21 protein-coding genes and 1 pseudogene are annotated in these 24,555 nt (G+C 33.5%); 11 read left to right on the top strand and 11 right to left on the bottom strand.

All coding sequences use genetic code 11. The annotated features are described in order from the left end of the window. Positions 1 to 57: 57 nt before the first annotated feature. From ACZ267_RS11885 to ACZ267_RS11855, 7 genes are all read right to left on the bottom strand, one after another. Positions 58 to 1,014, bottom strand: a complete 957-nt coding sequence (locus tag ACZ267_RS11885; protein WP_002466260.1) for a carbohydrate kinase family protein — start codon at positions 1,012 to 1,014, stop codon at positions 58 to 60. After that, positions 1,011 to 2,495: a sucrose-6-phosphate hydrolase gene (locus ACZ267_RS11880; protein ID WP_002466269.1), complete on the bottom strand. Its 1,485-nt coding sequence runs from the start codon at positions 2,493 to 2,495 to the stop codon at positions 1,011 to 1,013. The genes ACZ267_RS11885 and ACZ267_RS11880 overlap by 4 nt, the downstream gene beginning before the upstream one ends. A 300-nt stretch (positions 2,496 to 2,795) precedes the next feature. After that, on the bottom strand, positions 2,796 to 3,746 hold the full coding sequence (locus ACZ267_RS11875; protein WP_079449169.1) for a LacI family DNA-binding transcriptional regulator: 951 nt from the start codon (positions 3,744 to 3,746) through the stop codon (positions 2,796 to 2,798). Positions 3,747 to 3,886: 140 nt separating this feature from the next. After that, complete coding sequence (locus ACZ267_RS11870; RefSeq protein ID WP_002466256.1) at positions 3,887 to 4,111, bottom strand: sulfurtransferase TusA family protein; 225 nt, start codon at positions 4,109 to 4,111, stop codon at positions 3,887 to 3,889. A gap of 12 nt (positions 4,112 to 4,123) precedes the next feature. Next, positions 4,124 to 5,212, bottom strand: coding sequence for a YeeE/YedE family protein (locus ACZ267_RS11865; RefSeq protein ID WP_002466270.1), 1,089 nt, complete (start codon positions 5,210 to 5,212; stop codon positions 4,124 to 4,126). A gap of 170 nt (positions 5,213 to 5,382) precedes the next feature. Then, complete coding sequence (locus tag ACZ267_RS11860) at positions 5,383 to 5,688, bottom strand: hypothetical protein (protein WP_015364839.1); 306 nt, start codon at positions 5,686 to 5,688, stop codon at positions 5,383 to 5,385. A 26-nt stretch (positions 5,689 to 5,714) separates the two neighbouring features. Next, on the bottom strand, positions 5,715 to 6,359 hold the full coding sequence (locus ACZ267_RS11855) for a redox-sensing transcriptional repressor Rex (protein WP_002466252.1): 645 nt from the start codon (positions 6,357 to 6,359) through the stop codon (positions 5,715 to 5,717). 258 nt (positions 6,360 to 6,617) lie between these two features. Here ACZ267_RS11855 and ACZ267_RS11850 point away from each other — a divergent pair, with 258 nt between their 5' ends. After that, positions 6,618 to 8,552, top strand: coding sequence for an ABC-F family ATP-binding cassette domain-containing protein (locus ACZ267_RS11850; RefSeq protein ID WP_047210910.1), 1,935 nt, complete (start codon positions 6,618 to 6,620; stop codon positions 8,550 to 8,552). Between the two features lie 350 nt (positions 8,553 to 8,902). Further along, a pseudogene (locus ACZ267_RS11845) lies at positions 8,903 to 10,526 on the top strand (MutS-related protein). 53 nt (positions 10,527 to 10,579) lie between these two features. Here ACZ267_RS11845 and tsaD read toward each other — a convergent pair. Genes tsaD through tsaE form a run of 4 tightly spaced genes read right to left on the bottom strand, consistent with a single transcriptional unit; the run spans position 10,580 to position 13,152 of the window. After that, positions 10,580 to 11,617: a tRNA (adenosine(37)-N6)-threonylcarbamoyltransferase complex transferase subunit TsaD gene (gene tsaD / locus ACZ267_RS11840; RefSeq protein WP_002466263.1), complete on the bottom strand. Its 1,038-nt coding sequence runs from the start codon at positions 11,615 to 11,617 to the stop codon at positions 10,580 to 10,582. After that, positions 11,610 to 12,074, bottom strand: a complete 465-nt coding sequence (rimI, locus tag ACZ267_RS11835; RefSeq protein ID WP_002466250.1) for a ribosomal protein S18-alanine N-acetyltransferase — start codon at positions 12,072 to 12,074, stop codon at positions 11,610 to 11,612. The genes tsaD and rimI overlap by 8 nt, the downstream gene beginning before the upstream one ends. Further along, positions 12,047 to 12,709: a tRNA (adenosine(37)-N6)-threonylcarbamoyltransferase complex dimerization subunit type 1 TsaB gene (gene tsaB, locus ACZ267_RS11830; RefSeq protein WP_002466271.1), complete on the bottom strand. Its 663-nt coding sequence runs from the start codon at positions 12,707 to 12,709 to the stop codon at positions 12,047 to 12,049. The genes rimI and tsaB overlap by 28 nt, the downstream gene beginning before the upstream one ends. After that, positions 12,706 to 13,152 carry a tRNA (adenosine(37)-N6)-threonylcarbamoyltransferase complex ATPase subunit type 1 TsaE gene (gene tsaE / locus ACZ267_RS11825; protein ID WP_002466273.1) on the bottom strand — a complete coding sequence of 149 codons (447 nt, stop codon included), beginning with the start codon at positions 13,150 to 13,152 and terminating at the stop codon, positions 12,706 to 12,708. Before tsaE ends, tsaB begins: the two co-directional genes overlap by 4 nt. A 442-nt stretch (positions 13,153 to 13,594) precedes the next feature. On the opposite strand from tsaE, the gene ilvD reads away from it, so the two are divergent. From ilvD to ilvA, 9 genes are all read left to right on the top strand, one after another. Then, entirely contained in the window at positions 13,595 to 15,283 is a 1,689-nt protein-coding gene (ilvD, locus tag ACZ267_RS11820; protein WP_002466278.1) for a dihydroxy-acid dehydratase, read from the top strand. A 37-nt stretch (positions 15,284 to 15,320) separates the two neighbouring features. Then, positions 15,321 to 17,096 (top strand): biosynthetic-type acetolactate synthase large subunit, encoded by a 1,776-nt coding sequence (gene ilvB / locus ACZ267_RS11815; protein ID WP_124747930.1) that lies wholly within the window; start codon positions 15,321 to 15,323, stop codon positions 17,094 to 17,096. Then, positions 17,096 to 17,338, top strand: a complete 243-nt coding sequence (locus tag ACZ267_RS11810) for an ACT domain-containing protein (protein WP_002452024.1) — start codon at positions 17,096 to 17,098, stop codon at positions 17,336 to 17,338. The genes ilvB and ACZ267_RS11810 overlap by 1 nt, the downstream gene beginning before the upstream one ends. Positions 17,339 to 17,470: 132 nt before the next feature. Further along, positions 17,471 to 18,475, top strand: a complete 1,005-nt coding sequence (gene ilvC / locus ACZ267_RS11805) for a ketol-acid reductoisomerase (protein WP_002466254.1) — start codon at positions 17,471 to 17,473, stop codon at positions 18,473 to 18,475. A gap of 21 nt (positions 18,476 to 18,496) precedes the next feature. After that, on the top strand, positions 18,497 to 20,032 hold the full coding sequence (locus ACZ267_RS11800; protein WP_047210912.1) for a 2-isopropylmalate synthase: 1,536 nt from the start codon (positions 18,497 to 18,499) through the stop codon (positions 20,030 to 20,032). Then, positions 20,029 to 21,072: a 3-isopropylmalate dehydrogenase gene (leuB, locus tag ACZ267_RS11795; protein WP_002466267.1), complete on the top strand. Its 1,044-nt coding sequence runs from the start codon at positions 20,029 to 20,031 to the stop codon at positions 21,070 to 21,072. Before ACZ267_RS11800 ends, leuB begins: the two co-directional genes overlap by 4 nt. 15 nt (positions 21,073 to 21,087) lie before the next feature. Beyond that, entirely contained in the window at positions 21,088 to 22,458 is a 1,371-nt protein-coding gene (gene leuC, locus ACZ267_RS11790; protein WP_079449171.1) for a 3-isopropylmalate dehydratase large subunit, read from the top strand. Continuing rightward, positions 22,459 to 23,028 carry a 3-isopropylmalate dehydratase small subunit gene (leuD, locus tag ACZ267_RS11785; protein ID WP_002466253.1) on the top strand — a complete coding sequence of 190 codons (570 nt, stop codon included), beginning with the start codon at positions 22,459 to 22,461 and terminating at the stop codon, positions 23,026 to 23,028. Between the two features lie 12 nt (positions 23,029 to 23,040). Next, positions 23,041 to 24,309, top strand: a complete 1,269-nt coding sequence (ilvA, locus tag ACZ267_RS11780) for a threonine ammonia-lyase IlvA (protein ID WP_002466255.1) — start codon at positions 23,041 to 23,043, stop codon at positions 24,307 to 24,309. The last annotated feature ends 246 nt before the right edge of the window (positions 24,310 to 24,555 follow it).

Below are 24,555 nucleotides of genomic sequence, written 5' to 3'. Positions count from 1 at the left end.
TCCATTATTAATATAAATAAACAACCATCCGTCAGTGTAAAACGGATGGTTGTTTTATTACGCGTTATCAATTTCTTCTAATGTAGGAATACTTTCAATGGCACCATATTTTGTCGTTACTTTTGCTGCAACAAGGTTACTAAATTGCAAGATTGATTCACCCTGTTGTTTAAATAATGACTCTATCGCCATATCTTGTTGTATTAATATTTGGCTTATTACAGCACCTATAAAGGCATCTCCAGCACCAGTAGTATCGATAGCTTTGACTTTAAAGCCTTCATGATGTTTAACTGTACCATCTTTCAAATAGATTGAGGCTCCCTTAGCGCCTCGAGTATAAATTACCGCTTCAACATTGCCTACAAATAGCGATTCAATCGCTTTAGATTCATCTTGCTCTCTCGTAATAAATTCAATTTCTTCATCTGAAACTTTAACGACATGTGCTTTAGGTATAAATGTCAATATAGCGTTACGACAATCCTCTTTATTATCCCATAAAGGTAAGCGAACATTAGGATCAAAAACAATGGTTCCTTGATGTTGATTAAATTTCTCGACCATTGCCAAATGTGCTTGTTTCATAGGGCTATCTACTAAATCAACCGAGCAGAAATGTAAAACATCACCCTTACCCACGTCTAAATCTTCAATATTTTGAGCTTCATATAACATATCTGCAGATGGTTTCCGATAAAATGAAAAGTCTCTTTGTCCGTCTGCCTTTAAACTTACAAATGCGAGTGCTGTATTCGCCTCATCTGTTCTCTTAATATAATCAGTACCAACACCAATTTGATTCAGTGTCTCAACGATAATATCTCCAAATGCATCATTGCCAAGTTGCGTTATCATTTCAGCTTGTGCACCTAACTTTTGAACTGTACAAGCAACGTTGCAAGGTGCACCTCCTACTTGACGAGAAAATTGTTCAACGTCTTTAAGTGCAGTATCAGTTACTGTTGGCATAAAATCTATTAACGCTTCACCTATTGCGAATAAACGTCTCATGAAAGATCACCTTTCAAATTATATTTTGTAAATTGTAGATAGACTTGTCCTGATTCTGTCGAAGTCTTAATACCAGTTGCTTCCTCTGAAGGGAATATTCTTGATGTTAAGACACGTTCACCGTCATTACAAAAAATCTCTATACTAGAGGTATCAACAAAGATTCGTAATTGTGTTAAGGTTGAATCCAGTTTTGTACTACGTGTTGTGCCTTCTACATTGCCTGGTAATACACCGCTATCAGTTCGATCAAGTGTCACTTTATTGTCTCTTTTATTATATGAAATCATTGTCGATTGATATCTTGATGTTCTTAACTCAAAATAAATTTCAGATGCATCATTTTCCAAAATATCAATGATTAATTCGTATTGTTTACCCTCATATGGATGTAACTTGGTTGTAAATTTATTAGCGTAACCTAAAGCTGTTTCTTTGTTATATCTTAATTTTTCTAAGCTTTGAATAGGTCTTTGTTTCAACTTACCATTTTCAATATTTAATACTCTTGGAATAGTTAAACAATGTGCCCAACCTTCTTCATCTGTAGGATATGTTGTGTCTGGTAATCCCATCCAACCAATTAAGATACGTTGACCATTTTGGTCGAGAAATGTTTGTGGCGCATAAAAATCAAAACCTCTGTCCAATTCTAAAAATGATTGATGATCAAATTCTAACGTATCTAGATTTAAATCACCCATAATATAGCCAGATTGATAAATATTACGATACTTATCTTCATCACTATCAAGACCTTGTGGACAAAACATGATGACATCATGGCCATCTAGTTCAAAGTAATCAGGACACTCCCACATATAACCAAACTGATTTAATGATGTTTTAATTTCTCCTTGGAAATGCCAATTCACAATATCTTTCGAACGATATAATAATAATCTACCAAATTCATCCATAGTTTGCGCACCTAAAATCGCATAAAATTGATCCTCAACTTGAAATACTTTTGGATCTCTAAAATGACTTGTATAGCCTTCCGGTTGTTGGCTAATGACAGGTTTAGGAAATTTCTCTACTGATCCGTCAGCTTTCATTCTAGCAATCATTTGGGATGAATGTCTTTGCCATGCATGATCACGGTGATTTCCAGTGTACATATAATATAAATGGCCCTGATATTCAAAAGCACTTCCGCTATAAACGCCATGACTATCGAATTTAGTATCTGGACTTAGTATCACACCTTGTGGTTCGAAATGAACCAAATCGTCACTTGTATAATTAAACCAATACTTTAAACCATGTACCGCACCTAAAGGGAACCATTGATGTGACACATAATATTTTCCATCAAAATAAATTAAACCGTTGGGATCATTTAATAAACCCGTTTCTGGTTGAATATGAAAAGTTTGTCTATACGGAGATAGTTTTACTTGTTGTTTTAAATTTAGTAATTTATCGCTATCAGCATCTTCTATTCGTTGATAGCGTTCTTCTTTAGTCCATTCAGTCATTCATATCCCCCTATTTTATAGTAATCTTTTAAGTATATGGGGTTAAGTTTATTCATAATAAAGTGCCACTTATACATGTAATTTTGTTCAATTATAAATATTAAACAAAAGTCGAAACTATATGCTAAGTCATATGCGTTTCTAAAAATGTATGTCTTTATCATTGTCTTCCCCAACTTGCATTGTCTTTAGAATTCCTCATCGAAATCCTTTATACTTGGGCTACTTGAGCCGGTAAGAATGATGCTTCTATTTTATCATTTCTACTGGTATCGGTTCCATATAATTTGAATATATTCTTCATAATTTCACTGGTATCACAATGGTTTCTTCAATAGCTTCACCCTTTATCAATTGTCTAACTTCAAGCATGGCACGTTGTCCCGCTTCAAAATAATTAAACTGTATCGTTCGAATAATTGGTGAAACTATTTGTGTCATAGGGTCTCCACCAAATCCATGAATCATTGTTGGTTTTAATAATTGATCTGAATTAAAACTATATTTATGAATAGCCAATGCAATCGCATCGGTCGCACCTATAATGACGTCAGCATCATTGATCTTTGTTAACGTTTGTTCAATGTCTTGTAATGCTTCTTCATATTTAAAAGAGGTTTCAAATATATCTGGTTCAATTTGATATTTTGATAAGCCGTCGACTAATCCATTTCTTCTATGTACACCCACTGCAATGTCTTTCTCAGTAACACTAAAAAATACAACACGTTGTGGTTGGTTTTGACCTACCCACTCACCCACTTTTAATCCTGCTTGATAATCATCATGCGTGATGCTATGTAATCCAGGGTATTCTTGTCCAACTATAATGACAGGTACATTAGCTTTATCAATTACTTCCAAGTGTTTATTAGTAATATCGGTTGCCATTAAAATGATTGCATCCACTTTACTTCGAGATAAAGTTTCAATTGCTTCTATTTCCGCATCCATATGTAAATCAGTGTAGTTTAGTAGTAATTGATAGTTATGTCGTTGGCATTGATCTACTATACCTTTGACTGTTTCATCAACAGCGTAAGAGTTCATCCTTGGAATAATTGCACCTATAATACGTGTTTGAGTCGCTCTTAGACTTTGTGCAAACTGATTCGGTTGGTAGTCATGTTCATTAATAATTCTACTTAATTTTATACGCGTCTTTTGACTTACAGATCCATTATTTAAATACCTAGAAACTGTACTTTTAGATACACCTGCTAATTTTGCGATATCCGATATATTTTTCATAAAAGTTACTCACCCATCATATTTTGGAAAACTTATATTTATTCTATCATACATGTAATCGCTTTAAATACTATTTTCTAGTTCTTTGAAATGAAAAAGAGCACCCTATGTAGGATGCTCTGTCTATATTTATCAGTACTTTACGCTTTTTGAACAGTAATTGTCCAAGATGCATCACCGAGTTGTTCATAATTAGTAACAGGGTAACCATTTTCTGCCGCCCAATTAGGGATTGCCTCAGTTGCCTGTGTACAATCAAAATCAATTTTTAATTCATCGCCAAGATCTAATTCAGTCATTTTCTTTTGTGCTTCAATTAATGGGAAAGGACAAACCATCCCAACTGTACCTAATTCATATACCATTATAAATCCTCCTTACGTCGTTTGCGTTTGTTGTTTAACTGTTGTTTGTTGTTTTTTAGTCGATTGTTGTAATTGTTTCATAGGTTTAATAAAAATAAAGTAACTCATAAACCATACACCTAGAATCATTGAACCTAAGCCAATCCAACCTTGCCAACTCATTGTTGCCGTTTCAACTAAACCGTTACCGATTGAGCAACCACCTGCAACAGAGGCTCCAAAGCCCATTAAAATACCACCTATTGCACTATTTCTAATTGTTTTCTTATCTGGTAAACGCCATTTGAATTCTTTTGAACCTTTAGCAGCAATGTAGGAACCAAGGAATATACCTACAACTAAAAATGCGCCCCAATCAATGAGTTGAGTATTTCCAGTAATTAAGAAATTAACAATATTTGCTGAAGGCGTCGTAATTCCTAATCCATAATCTCTACCAGTAGAACTACTCATTGGCCAAGCTAATAATGCGATTAATCCAACTGCAATTGCTGCTACAAATGGATGATACCTTCTTTCAAATAAATAATGTCTTAAACCTGTATACTTTTGTTTTAATTTAGGAACTGCTACTTTAGGTTTTTTAAGTGTTTTAGTCACCAATATTAAAGTAATAATCGTTATAAGAATGACTAAAATCCAATTTGGAATATGCAATGTATCTGCCATACTAGCATTTTCATTTGTAGGTTGGTTAATTACTTTTAGAACTGGTGATAAAATACCTGTCTTAGTCATAGCACTTGTTAATGCATATAAAATAAGTGCAATCCAACTACCTATTAAACCTTCTCCTGCTCTATAATATGTTCCAGTAGCACAACCGCCTGCTAATACGATACCTATGCCAAAGACAAAAGAACCGATAACTGTACCAACAATTGGAAATGTATGTGCTGGAACATTAACTAAGCCTAAACTTGTTAAAATGAATAAACCAATACTTTGAACTGTAATCGCAACAAGCAAAGCATAAAACATTTTATTACTTTTTTGTACATACATATCTCTAAAACCGCCTGCTAAACAAAAGCGAGTTCGTTGCATTACGAATCCTAATAGTACACCGACAATCAAACCGCTTATAATCATCCAAACCATATTTTCACCCTTTTCCGATATAAATACTAAGTTATTTTACAGGATAAAGTGTTATATTTCAAGTTCACTATCTAAATTAGTTCTCCCAATGCATATCTTTATTGAATGTAGTTTTCACTTTACTAAAAAATAGTACACCTCTTTAAGATGTACTATTAAATATCGCTATTTTAAAGCGCTTGTATTTCATTTATATGATGAACTAACGTTTGTATGTCTTTTGATTTAAAATGACTGAATTTATACCAAGTTTGGTTATAATAAATAAATAATTTATGTCCTAGTAATCCCTTACGTACTTGGTAACGAATTATTTTTTTTACATCAATATCTAAATTTAAAGGATTATGATTTGTATAATATGACTTGAATATTAGTGTATGCTCGTTCAAAACCAATTGTCCGGGAATGTATATCAATGTAGGTAAATGAGCTTTATACATACAACTTACTTGAATCAAAAATTTACCATTCATAAAGAGTCCCCCTAATGACCAATATGCTATTTCATTGATTCATCATAATTTCTCATAAAGAATAGTAAGGACTGTAATTCAATACCTAAATCAATATGATGTACTTGAACATCATTTGGTGTACTTACTCTTGCTGGCGTAAAATTCATAATTCCTTTAATACCAGATTCAACAAGTTCGTCTGTAACACTTTGAGCAACATGTTCAGGAGTAGTGAGAATGACTACATCAATATCTTGTTTTGATAACGTTTGTTTTAAAGTCTTGCTATCTTTAACAACTACACGGCCTACTTGTTCACCGATGACATCTTGATTCACATCAAATGCTTCTGTAATTGTCATTTCATCGTGAATTGAAAAGTTATATGTTAATAATGCTCGACCTAAGTTACCTACACCAACAATTGCAATTTTAATATCATTACTACCACTAATTTCAGCTTTAAAAAATTCAATTAAACTATCTATATTATAGCCATAACCTTTTTTACCTAATTCGCCAAAATATGAAAAATCTCTACGAATCGTAGCTGAATCTATTTGTAATGCTTCGCTAATAGCTTTAGAATTAACACGGTCAATACCTTTAGTTTTTAGATTACTAACAAATCTATAATATAACGGTAAACGTTTTAAAGTTGCTCGAGGAATTTTAACGTTACTTGCCATTTTATTTGTCTCCCTTCGACACTAAACGGTTTCAATTTAATTTTATGTATATATGTTTGCAACAATAAAAATCCAAATAATTGTTTACAATGAATACTTGCTAATTATACATTAATAAAATTTAAAAATAAATATCCTAGTTTCAAGACACAGCTTAATACTGTAAAATAAATATTAATATGATAAACAAATATTTAAACATATCAAACTATATGTATAGTTTATAATGATATCGCATATTTAGAAAGGTGAAGTCGGATGATACTTTTACAACTTAATGACATCTCTAAATCGTTCGATGGTGAAGATATCTTTACTAACGTTGATTTTGAAGTAAAAACAGGCGAACGTATAGGTGTTGTTGGACGAAATGGTGCCGGTAAATCAACACTTATGAAAATCATTGCTGGCGTTGAAGATTATGATAGTGGTCATATTTCAAAGATTAAAAATCTTAAGATGGGCTATTTGACACAACAAATGACACTAGACTCTAACGCCACTGTATTTGAGGAAATGTCAAAACCATTTGAACATATAAAAAATATGGAATTATTAATCAAACAAGAAACCGATTGGTTAGCTGCACATGCAGATGCGTATGATACCCCTACTTATCAAGCACATATAGAAAAATATGAATCTTTATCAAATCAATTTGAGCAACTAGAAGGTTATCAATATGATAGTAAAATTAAAACAGTTCTTCATGGGTTGAATTTTAATGAAGATGACTTTAATAAACCTATTAATGACTTCAGTGGTGGTCAAAAAACAAGATTATCACTGGCACAAATGTTGTTAAATGAACCAGATTTATTATTACTTGATGAACCTACCAACCATCTTGATTTAGAAACCACAAAATGGTTAGAGGATTATTTACGCTACTTTAAAGGTGCAATTGTCATTATCAGTCATGATAGATATTTCTTAGACAAAATCGTTACACAAGTTTATGACGTCGCTTTAGGTAGCGTCAAACGATATATTGGTAATTATGAACAATTTATTCAACAAAGAGATAAATATTATGAAAAACGTATGCAAGAATATGAAAAACAACAGGAAGAAATTAAAAGATTAGAAACATTTGTAGAAAAAAATATTACAAGAGCTTCAACAAGTGGCATGGCAAAAAGTCGTCGTAAAACCCTAGAAAAAATTCAACGTATAGATAAACCTATGATTGATGCAAGAAGTGCCAATATCCAGTTTGGATTTGATAGAAATACCGGAAATGACGTCATGCATATCAAACAATTAGAAATTGGTTATGATGATACCCCTATTACTAAACCTATTAATATGGAAGTATCCAAAGGCGATCACATTGCAATTATAGGGCCAAATGGTGTCGGTAAAACCACTTTGATTAAAACCATTGCTCAAAGACAACGTCAACTCGGTGGCGAAGTCACATTTGGTGCTAATTTGAAAATTGGTTACTATGATCAAAAACAAGCTGAATTCAAATCAAATAAAACCATTCTAGATTATGTGTGGGACCAATATCCAAATATGAACGAAAAAGATATTCGAGCAGTATTAGGACGCTTTTTATTCGTACAAGACGATGTCAAAAAAATCATCAATGATTTATCAGGTGGTGAAAAAGCAAGACTACAACTAGCCTTGTTAATGTTACAACGTGATAATGTACTTATTTTAGATGAGCCTACCAATCACCTCGACATAGATTCAAAAGAAATGTTAGAACAAGCTTTAGAGCATTTTGCAGGTACTATAATATTTGTATCCCATGATAGATATTTCATCAATCAATTAGCCAATAAAGTATTTGACTTAGATCATGATGGTGGCAAAATGTATCTTGGTGACTACCAATATTATATTGAAAAAACAGAAGAAGCTGCTGCTCTAAAAGCTAAAGCGGAAAGTGAAATTGAGTCTACAAATAACCCAAGCACCAAACAGAGATCGACATCATCATATGAAAATCAAAAACAACGTCGTCGCGAACAACGCAAAATAGAACGTGAAATCGAGCAACGTGAAGCTATCATCGAATCATGTGAAGCAAAGATCGAAGACATTGATTATCAACTTACACAACCTGATGTTTATAGTGATCCTATTAAATCCAATGAATTAGCGGAATTAAAATCAAACACCGAACAAGAATTAGAACAAGCAATGATGGAATGGGAAGAATTACAAGAAAAATTATAAATAACTATTATTTTACTAGACATTAAAAAGTAGAGTTTCTACTTTTTAGTGTCTTTTTTCTATCGTTTTATTGATTATTATTAACAATGATTATTGCCTATATGAAAGCTATCCACAGAGTTATCCTAGTTATCCACAAGTAATATGTAACTATTTTTAAAAGTTATTCAGATGAAAATATACTATATCCACAAAAATTAACACCACTTATCCACAAGTTGTGCACTTATTGTTGATAAGTACGCATGTTCCCTATTGACATAACTTCTAACTTCTCATTATTATCATTGATTGTTTCATATTAAATGATATGAAATAATTAAAATAACTATACATAAAGGAGTTTTTCAATGGACGATGTACAGTTATTTTTATTATTTGTATTAGGCGTTATTATTTTAACCACCGTCGTTAGTATTATTACATCAATCGTCAATAGAAGACAGTTCATTAATAAAATTAACGGCTTATGGCCTAATCAAGAAAAGATAGAAAAATTTATTAGGCCAAATGCGAAATATGATTATCAATTTCAAACTTATAGTGATCATTATAATGAACATCAACTTGTCGATGACAAAACTTGGTCTGACTTAAATATGGATGCCTTATTTCAAAGTATGAATTTCAATTTCACAGCACTTGGTGAAATGCGTTTATATGCTACTTTACGTAGGATGTATAAAGTAAACAATAAAATATTACTTAAACGTTTTAAAGAAGATACATCGTTTAGGAATCAAGTTTCATTACGGTTAGGTTTAGTAGGTAAAAGTGTTTATCCCCATTTTCCCGATCAACTCACACCTATTAAGTGTCAAAAAATATTTATGCTAGCACCATTATTACCGATTATCGCTTTAATTTATACATGCTTTGATGCGTCAAATGGCATTCTGATATTCGTCATAGCTTGCATGATCAATATCATTTTATCGGTCAGTTTAAAACGAACATTTGAACAAGATTTAAAAACCATTTTTTATACTGCTTATATTTTAAAACAGTGTTAAAAATCTTACTGAGATAGAGGGAACACCACAAGTAGACGTCAATTTCAATCACTTTAAAACTGCACGTTATTTGAGTGGTATATTAGCCAAAATCGAAAGCGTAGACTTAGCATCAGCCTTTGTTTTATTGATTAAAACTATATTTATGTTAGATTATCTAATTTTCCATACTATTCAGCATAGTTACTATAAATACATAAATGAAGTATTAAAATGCTATGATTATATAGGCCATTTAGATAATCATTATGCCATTGCTTTATATCAAGAGACATTGCAAGAATATTGCGAACCAGAAATCATTCAATATAGTAATACTCATCAACAATTATGTAAATTTAATCAACTTGTACATCCATTAATCAACAATGCTATTCCAAATGATTTAAATCTCAATCGAAATATTTTATTAACAGGCTCGAATGCGTCTGGTAAATCAACCTTCATGAAGACTGTTGCACTTAATCTTATTTTGGCTCAAACAATTGACACTGCGACAGCCTCTCAATTTAAATATGTGCCTGGATTAGTATATACATCAATGGCTAATGCTGATGACGTCTTATCAGGAGATAGTTATTTTATGGCTGAACTAAAATCAATTCGTCGTTTATTCAATATTTCTACGGAGAATCAAGTATACTGCTTCATTGATGAAATATTTAAAGGAACCAATACTACGGAACGTATTGCCGCTTCCGAATCAGTATTAACCTATTTATCTCATCTGCCTAATTACTACGTATTAGCAGCAACTCATGATATTGAATTATCAAATTTATTAAATATATCTTTTACAAATTACCACTTTAATGAATCAATTAAAGATGATTCCATTGCGTTTGACTTTAAAATCAAACCGGGTAAAGCTAATACAAGAAATGCAATCGAATTGTTAAGACTGACACAATTTCCTTCTGATATTTATGAACGTGCCAAACAACAAGTTAAGGATATATAATAAAAAGTCAGTAGTACGAGAATATATTTAATCTCGCACTACTGACTTTTTAATTATGATAAGGTTTCAATTGAAAAATCTTCAATATCAATGTTATTTTTTCCGTTCATTGACATATCACTACGAATGCCTGCTAAATAAAGATAATGACCTGCTGCACCAATCATCGCTGCATTGTCAGTACATAATTTCGGTGTAGGTATGGTTAATTGAATTTGATTGTCTTCACATTGTTTAGCAATACTTTCTCTTAGCCCACGATTACTTGCCACACCACCAGCAACGATTAATCGTTTAACATTATACGCTTTGCAAGCATGTATAGCTTTAGTCGTTAACACTTCAACAACACTGTTTTGGAAGCTTGTAGCAACATTTTCTGGTACAATCTCTTGTCCTTTTTGACGTTGATTATGCAATTGATTAATAACTGCGCTTTTTAGCCCACTAAAACTAAAATCATAACTTCCCTTTTCTAACCAAACTCTAGGAAATTGATACGTATCTTCACCTTTAGCTGCTAATTGATCAATTTGAGGTCCACCTGGATAGGGTAAATCAATGGTACGTGCTACTTTATCATATGCTTCACCTACAGCATCATCTCTTGTTTCACCTATGACTTCAAAATTTAAATGATTCTTCATATAAACCAATTCTGTATGACCACCAGAAACGATTAAAGCCATCAATGGAAATGTTAACGGTGTTTCTAAATGATTCGCATAAATATGTCCTGCAATATGGTGAACTGGTATTAACGGTAAATCATATGCAAATGCAAGTGCTTTTGCCGCATTAATACCTATGAGCAACGCACCTATAAGTCCAGGCCCTTGAGTTACAGCAATAGCATTGATATCATTCATAGTCACATTTGCAGTTTGTAAAGCGGTATCTATTGTCGTCGTAATCCCTTCGACATGGTGACGACTAGCAATTTCAGGTACTACACCGCCAAAGCGCTTATGACTTTCAATTTGGCTTAACACTGTATTAGATAATATTTCTGTACCATTTTTTATAACACTTACACTTGTTTCATCACAACTTGTCTCTATTGCTAAAATTAATGTCTGTTGCTTATTCACGTAAATTCACCCACATGACTAATGCATCCTGCCCTTCTCCATAATAATTTTTTCGTTTTCCACCAAATTGAAAACCTAAATTTTGATAAACATGTTGAGCGACTGTATTATCCACTCTTACTTCTAAACTCATTACATCACATTGATGACTTGCATAATTCATGACATATTTTAATAACAATTGTCCTAAACCATATCCTCTAAAATGCTCTGAAATGGCAACTGTTGTAATTTGTGCTTGATCAATGACAACCCATAACCCTAAATATCCAATAATCGCTTGATTAAATTCTATAACAAAATAATTAGCAAACTCATTCTTTTCGATTTCATGATAAAATGCATCAATTGACCACGAACTATCATTGAAACTGCTTCTTTCAATGTCAAAGACTGCTGGAACATCATCTTTATTCATTCTTCTAATATTTAATTGTTCTTCTGTTGGTCTATCCAATTTCTTTCCGCCTCAGTTATTTTATGATATTTAGGAACAAAACTATGGATATCAGTGGGCTCGGTAATTAAATTTTTCATGACTGACGCTTGTGGTAATTGATTAATCCCCTCACCATCTATTAAATGTGCTAATTTAACTGTATCTTCACCGATATATACATAGGGTTGATTAAGTTCATGTAATTTCTGCTTCAAGTCATTAATTGAAATATATTGATCATCTAATACAGTTTCTAATAACCCATTTTTTTGTTGATATATCCCTGCATATACCGCTTCACGTCTTGCGTCAAAAATGGGTACTAAAAGTTTGTTATTCTCGTTAATAGTTGCTGCCAAAGCTTTTAATGACGAAACGCCATATAATTTACAATTTAATACGTAGGCAAGCGTTTTAGCAGTCGTCACACCAATTCTTAATCCAGTATATGAACCAGGACCTTCAGCAACTACGATACCATCGAGATCATTTTTTGACATACTACTTTCATTAAATAAACGTTGAATCATAGGCATTAGTTGCACTGAATGATTCGTCTTTGTATTGTTGGTAATTTCAGCAAGAACATCATTGCCGTCTGTTAATGCGACAGACAAAGGCTGATTGGACGTATCTATCAATAACAATTTCATTGTTCTAACGCCTCCTTCATAACTTCATAATGTTCTCCTTTAGCTTCTATCTTGATGTGCCGACTTGTTTCATCAATCACTTCAATATTTATTGTCAGTGATTCATTAGGTAATAAATCCTCAATAAATTGGCTCCATTCAATTACTGTTAACGCATCATCTTCAAAATATTCATCAAACCCTAAATCTTCATCCGAATCTTCGAGTCTATAGCAATCCATATGGTGTAACTTTAAATTTGTACCTTTGTAAGATTTAATAATATTAAATGTAGGTGAATTGATTGTTCGTTTAACACCCAAAGCTTCACCTATAAATTGAGTGAATGTTGTTTTACCTGCACCTAAATCTCCATTAAGTAAAACTAAATCTCCAGGTTGAACTAGTGCCACCAATCTTTTAGCAAATTGTTTCATTTCATTTTTATCTTTAATACTAATCATAGGTCATTCTCCTATTTTCTTTTTAACTACTCAAGAAATATATTAACTTAATTAGTGTAACAAATTTTGTCTTATATTTCTTCGTAAATATTTTTAACAAAATAGATTTAGAATTGTAAGAAAATTCTAAATTATCATTGACATCATTTTCGGCTTATAGTAAATTAAGTTTATAAATTTTAAAACAATTCAAACTATTTAGAATAAATAACCATTCAACGAAAGGAGTATAATAAAATGAGACATTATACAACTCAACATTCAACGACAACTTCAAATATTATTATTTTATTATACTCTCAAGGGCTCGAACTTTAGTAATTATTTCATTTACTAAATGTTTAAGTCCTATTTGTAATTGAATGGGACTTATTGAACGTCCCAATAACCATTGGGACGTTTTTTATTTTCTTATAGTACAAAAAATACGGGGGAATTTATTATGCGAAGCGACATGATCAAAAAAGGAGATCACCAAGCTCCAGCAAGAAGTCTTTTACATGCTACGGGCGCTCTTCAAAATCCAACAGATATGAACAAACCTTTCGTAGCTATCTGTAATTCATATATTGATATTGTTCCTGGACATGTTCACTTAAGAGAATTAGCTGATATTGCAAAAGAAGCTATTCGCGAGGCAGGTGCCATTCCATTTGAATTTAATACCATTGGTGTAGATGACGGTATTGCGATGGGTCATATTGGAATGAGATATTCTTTACCTTCAAGAGAAATTATTGCTGATGCTGCAGAAACTGTCATCAATGCCCACTGGTTTGACGGTGTATTTTATATTCCAAACTGTGACAAAATCACACCAGGCATGCTACTAGCAGCTGTTAGAACTAATGTACCTGCAATTTTTTGTTCAGGTGGTCCAATGAAAGCTGGTTTATCTGCTCAAGGTAAAGCATTAACATTATCTTCTATGTTTGAAGCGGTTGGTGCATTTAAAGAAGGTTCTATTTCTAAAGAAGAATTCTTGGATATGGAACAAAATGCTTGCCCTACTTGTGGTTCATGTGCAGGAATGTTCACTGCTAATTCAATGAACTGCCTCATGGAAGTACTTGGTTTAGCATTACCTTATAATGGTACGGCCTTAGCTGTTAGTGACCAACGCCGCGAAATGATTCGTCAAGCTGCATTTAGATTAGTAGAAAATATCAAAAATGATATTAAACCTAGAGATATTGTTACCAAAGAAGCGATAGATGATGCATTTGCACTTGATATGGCTATGGGTGGTTCTACAAATACTGTATTACACACATTAGCAATTGCTAATGAAGCCGGCATTGAATATGATTTGGAACGTATTAATGAAGTCGCTAAAAATACACCTTACTTATCTAAGATTGCTCCAAGTTCTTCATACTCAATGCATGATGTACACGAAGCTGGTGGTGTACCCGCAATTATCAATGAATTAATGAAAAAAGAAGGTACATTACATCCAGATAGAATTACAGTAACCGGAAAAACTTTAAGAGAAAATAATGAAGGCAAAGAAATTAAAAACTTTGATGTTATCCATTCACTCGAAAATCCATACGATAAAGAAGGTGGTTTATCTATCTTATTTGGTAATCTGGCTCCTAAGGGTGCAGTTATCAAAGTTGGTGGTGTTGATCCTTCAATTAAGACATTCACTGGTAAAGCGATTTGCTTTAATTCACATGATGAAGCAGTTGAAGCCATTGATAATCATACAGTAAGAGAAGGTCATGTGGTCGTTATCAGATATGAAGGACCAAAAGGCGGACCAGGCATGCCAGAAATGCTAGCCCCTACTTCTTCAATTGTCGGTAGAGGATTGGGGAAAGATGTAGCCTTAATCACAGATGGTCGTTTTTCAGGCGCAACACGAGGCATTGCAGTAGGACATATTTCCCCTGAGGCCGCATCTGGTGGTCCGATTGGACTCATTCGAGATGGTGACGATATCACAATCGATTTAACAAATCGTACTCTAAATGTTGATCAACCTGAAGAGGAATTATATCGTCGTAGAGAACAATTAGAACCATTTAAAGCAAAGGTTAAAACTGGTTATCTTGCACGTTATACATCATTAGTAACAAGTGCCAATACTGGAGGCATTATGCAAGTACCTGAGAACCTTATCTAAATAATAGGAGTTGATTTTAATGACTAAACTTAGTGATATGTCAGAACATAATACGGAAACATCGAACCAACCTGTAGATACCATGAAAGTTGCTGAATCTAGCAAACCTGAATATATGAAGACTCAGACTATCAATGAGATGCGTCCTGGTTCTGAGTTATTAGTTGAAGCACTTCAAAATGAAGATGTCGATTTTATCTTTGGTTATCCAGGTGGTGCTGTATTACCTTTATATGACACATTTTATGACGGTAAAATAAAACATATTTTAGCCAGACATGAACAAGGTGCAACGCACGCTGCTGAAGGATATGCGCGAATTTCTGGTAAAACTGGTGTGGTAGTTGTAACAAGTGGTCCTGGAGCTACGAATGCTATTACGGGTATCACTGATGCTCATAGTGATTCATTACCATTAGTAGTCTTTACAGGACAAGTCGCAACACCAGGTATTGGTAAAGATGCTTTCCAAGAAGCAGATTTATTATCAATGACCGCTCCTATTACTAAACAAAATTATCAAGTAAAAAAAGTGGAAGATATTCCTAGAATCGTTCACGAAGCATTTCACGTAGCCAATTCTGGTAGAAAAGGTCCAGTAGTCGTAGATTTCCCTAAGGATATGGGCGTATTATCTACCAATGTAGGACTTTCTGATGATATCGATTTACCAGGTTATCAAGTTAATACTGTAGCCAAATCAAGTGATATTAACACGTTAGTCAAATATTTAAATGATTCTAAAAAGCCTTTAATTTTAGCAGGTGCTGGTGTCAATCATTCAAAATCAAATGAATTACTCACTCAATTTGTTACTCAACATCAAATCCCAACTGTCACAACACTTTTAGGGCTCGGTGCTATTCCTTACGAACATCCCCTATTTTTAGGTATGGGAGGTATGCACGGTTCATACGCAAGTAATATGGCATTAACCGAGTGTGACTTATTAATTAACTTAGGTAGTCGATTTGATGATCGCCTTGCCAGTAAACCAGATGCTTTTGCGCCTAATGCTAAAGTGGTTCATGTAGATATAGATCCTTCAGAAATCAACAAAATCATAGCCACTGATTTAGGTATTGTGGCAGATTGTAAAAATGTGCTAGAACAACTTGACACAGCTCAAGTTAATGTTCCATCGCATGATGAATGGTTACAATACTGTCAATCAAATAAAGCAAATCACCCATTTAAATATGAAAAAGAAGACAAAGACATCTTTTGTAAACCTCAAGAGGCAATAGAATATATTGGTAAAATCACAAATGGTGATGCCATTGTCACAACAGATGTGGGTCAACACCAAATGTGGGCAGCTCAATTCTATCCATTCAAAACTCACAGTCAATGGGTAACTAGTGGCGGTCTAGGTACTATGGGATTCGGTATTCCATCTGCCATTGGTGCACAACTCGCTTCACCAGATAAAACAGTCGTTTGTTTCGTCGGAGATGGTGGATTCCAAATGACAAATCAAGAAATGGCACTTTTACCAGAATATGGTTTAAATATTAAAATCGTCCTTATCAACAACGGTACATTAGGTATGGTTAAACAGTGGCAAGATAAGTTCTTTAAGCAACGATTTTCACATTCAGTATTTAATGATCAACCTGATTTCATTAAAATGTCAGAAGCTTATGGTGTTAAAGGATTCTTAATTGATCAACCCGAGCAACTTAAATCTAAACTTGATGAAGCATTTAAGTATGAAGGACCAGCACTTATTGAAGTCCGTATCTCTCCTATTGAACCAGTTAATCCAATGATTCCAAGTGGTAAAGGTAATAATGAGATGGAGGGGTATTAATGAAACGACATTTAAAATTTGAAGTAATGAACCAAGTAAGCACCTTAAATAGAATTACTAGTGCATTCGTCAGATTGCAATATAATATTGAAGAATTACATGTCAAAAAACGTGACGATAATCCTAATATTTCTGATATGGAACTTATTGTTAATATTGAGGATGAAGACGTATTAAATATTTTATTAAATAAATTACAACAACAAATAAATGTTTTAAACGTAGAACAATACTCTGCTTAATATAAATGGAAAAACATCGATGCGCTAGTGTTCTAAAAAAGCATAATAACCGAACAGCTATCATCTAATGTTTATTACTCACATCAATTTTCGGAATATTGCTAATTTTTAATTATTTTGGAGGAATGTATTATGACAACAGTTTATTATGATGAATCAGTAAAAACAGACGCTTTAGAAGGTAAAAAAATTGCAGTGATTGGTTATGGTTCACAAGGCCATGCTCATGCACAAAACTTAAAAGATAACGGATATGATGTTGTTATCGGTATCCGTCCAGGCCGTTCTTTTGATAAAGCTAAAGAAAATGGTTTCGATGTATATCCTGTAGCAGAAGCAACGAAACAAGCTGACGTTATCATGGTTTTAATTCCAGATGAAATCCAAGGTGACGTATATAAAAAAGAAATTGAACCTAATCTAGAAGCTGGTAATGCCCTTGCATTTGCTCACGGTTTTAATATTCACTTTGGTGTTATTCAACCCCCTGCAGATGTTGATGTCTTCTTAGTTGCACCAAAAGGACCAGGCCACTTAGTTAGACGTACATTTGAAGAAGGTAGTGCTGTACCATCATTATTTGGTGTTCAACAAGATGCTACAGGTCATGCAAGAGATATTGCACTAAGTTACGCAAAAGGTATCGGATCTACAAGAGCTGGTGTAATTGAAACAACATTTAAAGAAGAAACAGAAACAGATTTATTTGGTGAACAAGCTGTGCTATGTGGTGGTATCCACAAATTAATTCAAAGTGGATTTGAAACATTAGTAGAAGCTGGTTACCAACCAGAATTAGCCTATTTTGAAGTATTACATGAAATGAAATTAATCGTTGATTTAATGTATGAAGGCGGAATGGATAATGTACGTTATTCAATTTCTAATACTGCAGAGTATGGTGATTATGTATCTGGTCGTCGTATCATCACACCAGATGTCAAAGACAATATGAAAGCTGTTTTAACAGATATTCAAAACGGTAAATTTGCTAATAGTTTTGTTGAAGATAATAAAAACGGATTTAAAGAATTTTATAAAATGCGTGAAGAACAAGCCGGTCATCCAATTGAAAAAGTGGGACGTAAATTACGTGATATGATGCCATTTATTAAATCAAAAAGCATTGAAAAGTAATGGATTAAGGAGTTGATTAAAATGAGTAGCCATATTCAAATATTTGATACCACTCTTAGAGATGGTGAACAAACACCTGGAGTGAATTTCACATTCGATGAACGTTTAAAAATAGCACTACAACTTGAAAAATGGGGTGTAGATGTTATCGAAGCTGGCTTTCCTGCTTCTAGTACAGGTAGTTTCAAATCAGTGGAAGCTATTTCTAAAGCCTTAACAACAACTGCTGTTTGTGGTTTAGCTAGATGTATCAAGTCTGATATTGATGCAGTCTATGAAGCAACAAAACATGCTGCTAAACCTCTAGTACATGTCTTTATTGCGACATCCCCTATTCATCTAGAGCATAAATTGAAAATGTCTCAAGAAGAAGTTTTAGATTCTATAAAAGAACATGTCACTTATGCTAAGCAATTATTTGATATCGTTCAATTCTCACCTGAAGACGCAACACGAACAGATATGGATTTTTTAATACAAAGTGTACAAACAGCTGTTGATGCTGGTGCAACCATTATTAATATTCCTGACACTGTAGGTTTTAGTTACCCAAATGAATATGGACAAATTTTTAAAACTTTAACTGAATACGTTCAATCTGATAATGAAATTATTTATAGTTCACATTGTCACGATGACTTAGGTATGGCGGTGTCTAATAGTCTAGCTGCTATTGAAGGTGGCGCGAGACGTGTAGAAGGTACTGTAAATGGTATTGGCGAGCGTGCTGGTAACGCAGCACTAGAAGAAGTCGCTTTAGCACTATATATTCGTAAAGATCATTATGGAATAGAGTCACAAATTGAGTTAAAAGAAACTAAGAAAACTTCTGACTTAATTTCTCGTTATGCAGGTATTCGTGTACCAAGAAATAAAGCTATCGTAGGACAAAATGCATTCAGTCATGAATCTGGTATACATCAAGATGGTATTCTTAAACATCGTGAAACATATGAAATTATGACGCCTCAATTAGTTGGTGTTAGTACTACAGAATTACCTTTAGGAAAACTTTCAGGTAAGCACGCCTTTGCTGAAAAATTAAAAGCATTAGGCTATGACATTAATCCAGACGATCAAATTAATTTATTTAAACAATTTAAATCTATTGCTGATAAGAAAAAATCGGTTTCTGACCGCGATATTCATGCTTTAATTCAGGGCTCAGAACATGAACAAAGTGCGATTTATCAACTAGAAGCATTACAACTTCAATTCGTTTCTAATGGACTTCAAAGTGCAGTTGTTGTAATTAAAGATAAAGATGGCAGCATTTATCAAGACTCAAGTATTGGTACAGGTTCTATTGTCGCAATTTATAATGCAGTTGATCGTATCTTTAAACGTGAAACAGAATTAATCGATTATCGCATTGATTCCGTTACAGAAGGAGCAGATGCTCAAGCAGAAGTACATGTTAATCTTGTAATCAACAATAAAGAAGTCAATGGTATAGGTATTGATCACGATATTTTAAAAGCTTCATGTAAAGCTTATATTGAGGCACATGCAAAATACGATGCAGACGCTAAAGAGAAAGAAGGTATCCAATCATGACCTATAATATCGTTGCTTTACCTGGAGATGGCATAGGCCCAGAAATACTAAATGGGAGTTTAGAAGTTCTAGAAAAAATTAGTCAAAAATATCATTTTGAGTATCAAGTAGATACACATCATTTTGGAGGAGCTGCCATAGATGTCTATGGCACACCTCTTACAGATGAAACTTTAAAGGCTTGTCAAAATGCTGATGCGATATTATTAGGTGCTATCGGAGGTCCTAAATGGACTAATCCTAACGTACGTCCAGAACAAGGATTATTAAAATTAAGAAAGTCACTTAATTTATATGCTAATATTCGCCCTACTATTGTGACTGATGGCACGAGCCATCTTTCACCTCTCAAACAAGATAGAGTTGAAGGTACTGATTTAGTTATTGTTAGAGAATTAACAGGTGGTTTATATTTTGGAGAACCACGTGAATTAACTGATCATCATGCACTAGATTCTTTAACTTACACACGTACTGAAATTGAACAAATTGTTAGAGTCGCATTTGAAATAGCGCAGCAACGACATAAGAAGTTAACGTCAGTCGATAAAGAAAATGTACTTGCTTCAAGTAAACTTTGGAGAAAAACGGTAGAGGAAGTAAAACATGATTATCCAGATGTAGAAGTAGAATATTTACTCGTAGATGCCTGCAGTATGCATTTGATTACACGTCCAACACAATTTGACGTCATTGTCACTGAAAATTTATTTGGAGACATCTTAAGCGATGAAGCTTCGGTCATTCCAGGTTCTTTAGGATTATCTCCATCAGCTAGTTTTGGTAAAGATGGAACAAGATTATATGAACCTATTCATGGCTCTGCACCTGATATTGCTGGTCAAGATAAAGCCAATCCTTTTGGAATGATATTATCTTTAGCAATGTGTTTACGTGAAAGTTTCAATGAAATTGAGGCAGCTAAAGAATTAGAGAACAATGTATATCAACTCATTAGAGATGGAAAATGCACAGCCGATTTAGGCGGTACGTATACTACATCACAAATTATTAAATTTTTAAAAGAATTTTATACTTAAGGGAGGCGTCATCTTATGGGACAAACACTATTTGACAAAGTATGGGATAAACATGTCTTGCATGGAAATGTAGGTGACCCTCAATTATTATATATTGATTTACATTTGATACATGAAGTAACATCACCACAAGCGTTTGAAGGATTGAGAATTCAAAATAGACGCTTACGACGTCCCGATTTAACTTTTGCTACATTAGATCATAATGTCCCAACAGTAGATATTTTTAATATCAAAGATGAAATTGCAAATAAGCAAATTACCACGCTACAAAAAAATGCAAAAGACTTCGGTGTACACATATTTGATATGGGATCAGATGAACAAGGAATCGTGCATATGGTTGGACCTGAAACTGGACTAACACAACCAGGAAAGACTATTGTATGTGGTGATTCTCATACTGCTACACATGGCGCTTTTGGTACCATAGCTTTTGGTATCGGAACGAGTGAGGTAGAACATGTATTTGCTACACAAACGCTTTGGCAAACTAAACCTAAAAATTTGAAGATTGATATCAATGGAAAATTACCTAAGGGTGTATACGCTAAAGATATTATTCTTTACCTTATTAATCAATACGGTGTAGATTTTGGTACTGGTTATGCTTTAGAGTTCACTGGTGAAACAATCAAAAGCCTTTCAATGGAAGCTAGAATGACAATATGTAATATGGCTATTGAGGCAGGTGCAAAATATGGAATCATGCAACCAGATGAAACTACATTTGAATATGTAAAAGGTAGACCTTATGCTGACAATTTCGAACGCTCAATATCTGAATGGAAACAACTTTATTCTGATAAAGATGCTATTTTTGACAAAGTCATTGAAATGGATGTTTCAGAATTGGAACCTCAAGTAACTTGGGGCACTAATCCTGAAATGGGCGTTAATTTTAATACCCCATTCCCTGAAATTAAAGATTCTAATGACGAACGAGCTTATCAATACATGGGACTTGAACCAGGACAAAAAGCTGAAGATATTGAATTAGGTTATGTATTTTTAGGTTCATGTACTAACGCTAGAATTACTGACTTGATCGAAGCTAGTCATATTGTAAAAGGCAATCATGTGCATCCTAATATTACTGCTATTGTTGTTCCAGGATCACGAACAGTAAAAAAAGAAGCAGAATCAATGGGACTTGATAAAGTATTCAAAGAAGCTGGATTTGAATGGCGTGAACCAGGTTGTTCAATGTGTTTAGGTATGAATCCGGACCAAGTACCTGAAGGCGTACATTGTGCATCAACAAGTAACCGCAATTTTGAGGGTAGACAAGGTAAGGGAGCAAGAACTCATCTCGTCTCCCCTGCTATGGCCGCTGCAGCAGCAATTAATGGACGATTTGTTGATGTTAGAAAGGTGGTCGTTTAGATGGATATCAAACCAATTACAACTTATCAAGGTAAAATTGTACCTCTCTTTTACGATAATATTGATACAGATCAAATTATTCCAAAAGTTCATTTAAAACGGATTTCAAAAACTGGTTTTGGTCCATTTGCTTTTGATGAATGGCGTTATTTACCAGATGGAAGCGATAATCCAGACTTCAATCCAAACAAACCTGAATATCAAGGTGCTAGTATTTTAATCACTGGAGATAATTTTGGCTGTGGTTCAAGTAGAGAACATGCTGCTTGGGCATTAAAAGACTATGGTTTTAGTATTATCATTGCTGGAAGTTATAGTGATATCTTTTATATGAATTGTACTAAGAATGCCATGCTCCCTATCGTTTTAGATAAACCTTCACGTGAACATCTAGCATCATTCAAAGAGATCACAATAGATTTACCTAATCAAACTGTATCATCAACAGAACAAACCTTCCACTTTGATATCGATGAAACCTGGAAGAATAAGCTAATCAATGGTCTTGATGATATTGATATTACTTTACAATATGAAGATTTAATTGAAAAATATGAAAAAGTACATTAAGGTGGGAAAATTATGACAGTAAAAACAACAGTTTCAACCAAAGATATCGACGAAGCTTATTTACGTCTTAAAGATATAGTTAAAGAAACGCCTTTACAATTAGATCACTATTTATCTCAAAAGTATGATTGTAAGGTATATTTAAAAAGAGAGGACTTGCAATGGGTACGCTCTTTTAAATTGCGTGGTGCGTATAATGCTATTTCAGTCCTATCTGATGACATTCAAAGTAAAGGGATTACATGTGCTAGTGCTGGAAACCATGCTCAAGGCGTGGCCTACACAGCAAAAAAACTTAATCTAAAAGCTGTCATTTTTATGCCAGTCACAACACCATTACAAAAAATTAACCAAGTTCAATTCTTTGGAAATGGTAATGTTGAAATTAAATTAACTGGTGACACATTTGACCATTGTTTAGCAGAAGCGCTTGAATATACTAAACAAAATAATATGACTTTTATTGATCCATTTAATAATGTTTATACTATTGCAGGTCAAGGTACATTAGCTAAAGAAATGATTACACAATCTCGCGAGGAAAATATCAATTTTGATTATTTATTTGCAGCTATTGGCGGTGGTGGTTTAATTTCAGGTATCAGTACTTATTTTCATGACTATTCTCCACAAACTAAAATCATTGGTGTAGAACCTGCTGGAGCTAGTAGTATGTATGAATCTGTAGTAGTTAATAACAAAATTGTAACATTAGAAAACATTGATAAATTTGTAGACGGTGCATCAGTTGCTAGAGTTGGTGATATTACATTTGAAATTGCTAAATCTTTCGTACATGACTATGTGCAAGTGGATGAAGGTGCAGTTTGTTCAACAATCCTAGATATGTATTCTAAACAAGCAATTATTGCAGAACCTGCTGGAGCGCTAAGTGTAGCAGCATTAGAAGACTATCGAGAATTAATCAAAGGCAAAACAGTAGTTTGCATCGTAAGTGGTGGGAATAATGATATTAACCGTATGAAAGAAATTGAAGAACGTTCATTATTATACGAAGAAATGAAACATTATTTCATTCTTAATTTCCCTCAAAGACCTGGTGCACTTAGAGAATTCGTTAATGATGTACTAGGACCACAAGATGATATCACTAAATTTGAATATTTAAAGAAATCATCTCAAAATACTGGTACTGTAATTATCGGTATTCAACTTAAAGATCATACAGACTTACAACAATTAAAAGAAAATGTAAATCAGTTTGATTCTTCAAACATTTACATTAATGAAAATAAAATGCTATATTCATTATTAATTTAAACTAGACGAAGCTATGTAAACTTGCATGGCTTCGTTTTAGTTTCTACTTTCAACTATTAGATAGACTAAGCTCGTTACGCTCATTCTTCAATTCATCGTCTAAACGCATTTGCTCTGCGTTGACTTTCTTATTTTAAACATAAAAAAAGAGACCTTGCGGTCTCAATGTGGCTCATCGCATCCTATTATTTGCCTGGCATGGGCTATTGATCTTAATAGCTCATGCTATTAAGTAAGTAAAACATG

It is taken from the genome of Staphylococcus sp. AC872, from assembly GCF_979255425.1.
This window is presented reverse-complemented; position numbering and strand designations above follow the sequence as displayed.

What these genes read in the sequence shown, in the direction of transcription:
- tsaE (WP_002466273.1), bottom strand. Translation starts at nt 13,152, where the DNA reads ATGATTAGTATTAAAGATAAAAATGAAATGAAACAATTTGCTAAAAGA.
- ilvB (WP_124747930.1), top strand. Translation starts at nt 15,321, where the DNA reads ATGTCAGAACATAATACGGAAACATCGAACCAACCTGTAGATACCATG.
- ACZ267_RS11870 (WP_002466256.1), bottom strand. Translation starts at nt 4,111, where the DNA reads ATGGTATATGAATTAGGTACAGTTGGGATGGTTTGTCCTTTCCCATTA.
- ilvA (WP_002466255.1), top strand. Translation starts at nt 23,041, where the DNA reads ATGACAGTAAAAACAACAGTTTCAACCAAAGATATCGACGAAGCTTAT.
- tsaB (WP_002466271.1), bottom strand. Translation starts at nt 12,709, where the DNA reads ATGAAATTGTTATTGATAGATACGTCCAATCAGCCTTTGTCTGTCGCA.
- ACZ267_RS11880 (WP_002466269.1), bottom strand. Translation starts at nt 2,495, where the DNA reads ATGACTGAATGGACTAAAGAAGAACGCTATCAACGAATAGAAGATGCT.
- ACZ267_RS11860 (WP_015364839.1), bottom strand. Translation starts at nt 5,688, where the DNA reads ATGAATGGTAAATTTTTGATTCAAGTAAGTTGTATGTATAAAGCTCAT.
- leuB (WP_002466267.1), top strand. Translation starts at nt 20,029, where the DNA reads ATGACCTATAATATCGTTGCTTTACCTGGAGATGGCATAGGCCCAGAA.
- ACZ267_RS11810 (WP_002452024.1), top strand. Translation starts at nt 17,096, where the DNA reads ATGAAACGACATTTAAAATTTGAAGTAATGAACCAAGTAAGCACCTTA.
- leuD (WP_002466253.1), top strand. Translation starts at nt 22,459, where the DNA reads ATGGATATCAAACCAATTACAACTTATCAAGGTAAAATTGTACCTCTC.
- ACZ267_RS11875 (WP_079449169.1), bottom strand. Translation starts at nt 3,746, where the DNA reads ATGAAAAATATATCGGATATCGCAAAATTAGCAGGTGTATCTAAAAGT.
- ACZ267_RS11865 (WP_002466270.1), bottom strand. Translation starts at nt 5,212, where the DNA reads ATGGTTTGGATGATTATAAGCGGTTTGATTGTCGGTGTACTATTAGGA.
- ACZ267_RS11855 (WP_002466252.1), bottom strand. Translation starts at nt 6,359, where the DNA reads ATGGCAAGTAACGTTAAAATTCCTCGAGCAACTTTAAAACGTTTACCG.
- ACZ267_RS11885 (WP_002466260.1), bottom strand. Translation starts at nt 1,014, where the DNA reads ATGAGACGTTTATTCGCAATAGGTGAAGCGTTAATAGATTTTATGCCA.
- leuC (WP_079449171.1), top strand. Translation starts at nt 21,088, where the DNA reads ATGGGACAAACACTATTTGACAAAGTATGGGATAAACATGTCTTGCAT.
- ACZ267_RS11800 (WP_047210912.1), top strand. Translation starts at nt 18,497, where the DNA reads ATGAGTAGCCATATTCAAATATTTGATACCACTCTTAGAGATGGTGAA.
- ilvD (WP_002466278.1), top strand. Translation starts at nt 13,595, where the DNA reads ATGCGAAGCGACATGATCAAAAAAGGAGATCACCAAGCTCCAGCAAGA.
- ilvC (WP_002466254.1), top strand. Translation starts at nt 17,471, where the DNA reads ATGACAACAGTTTATTATGATGAATCAGTAAAAACAGACGCTTTAGAA.
- ACZ267_RS11850 (WP_047210910.1), top strand. Translation starts at nt 6,618, where the DNA reads ATGATACTTTTACAACTTAATGACATCTCTAAATCGTTCGATGGTGAA.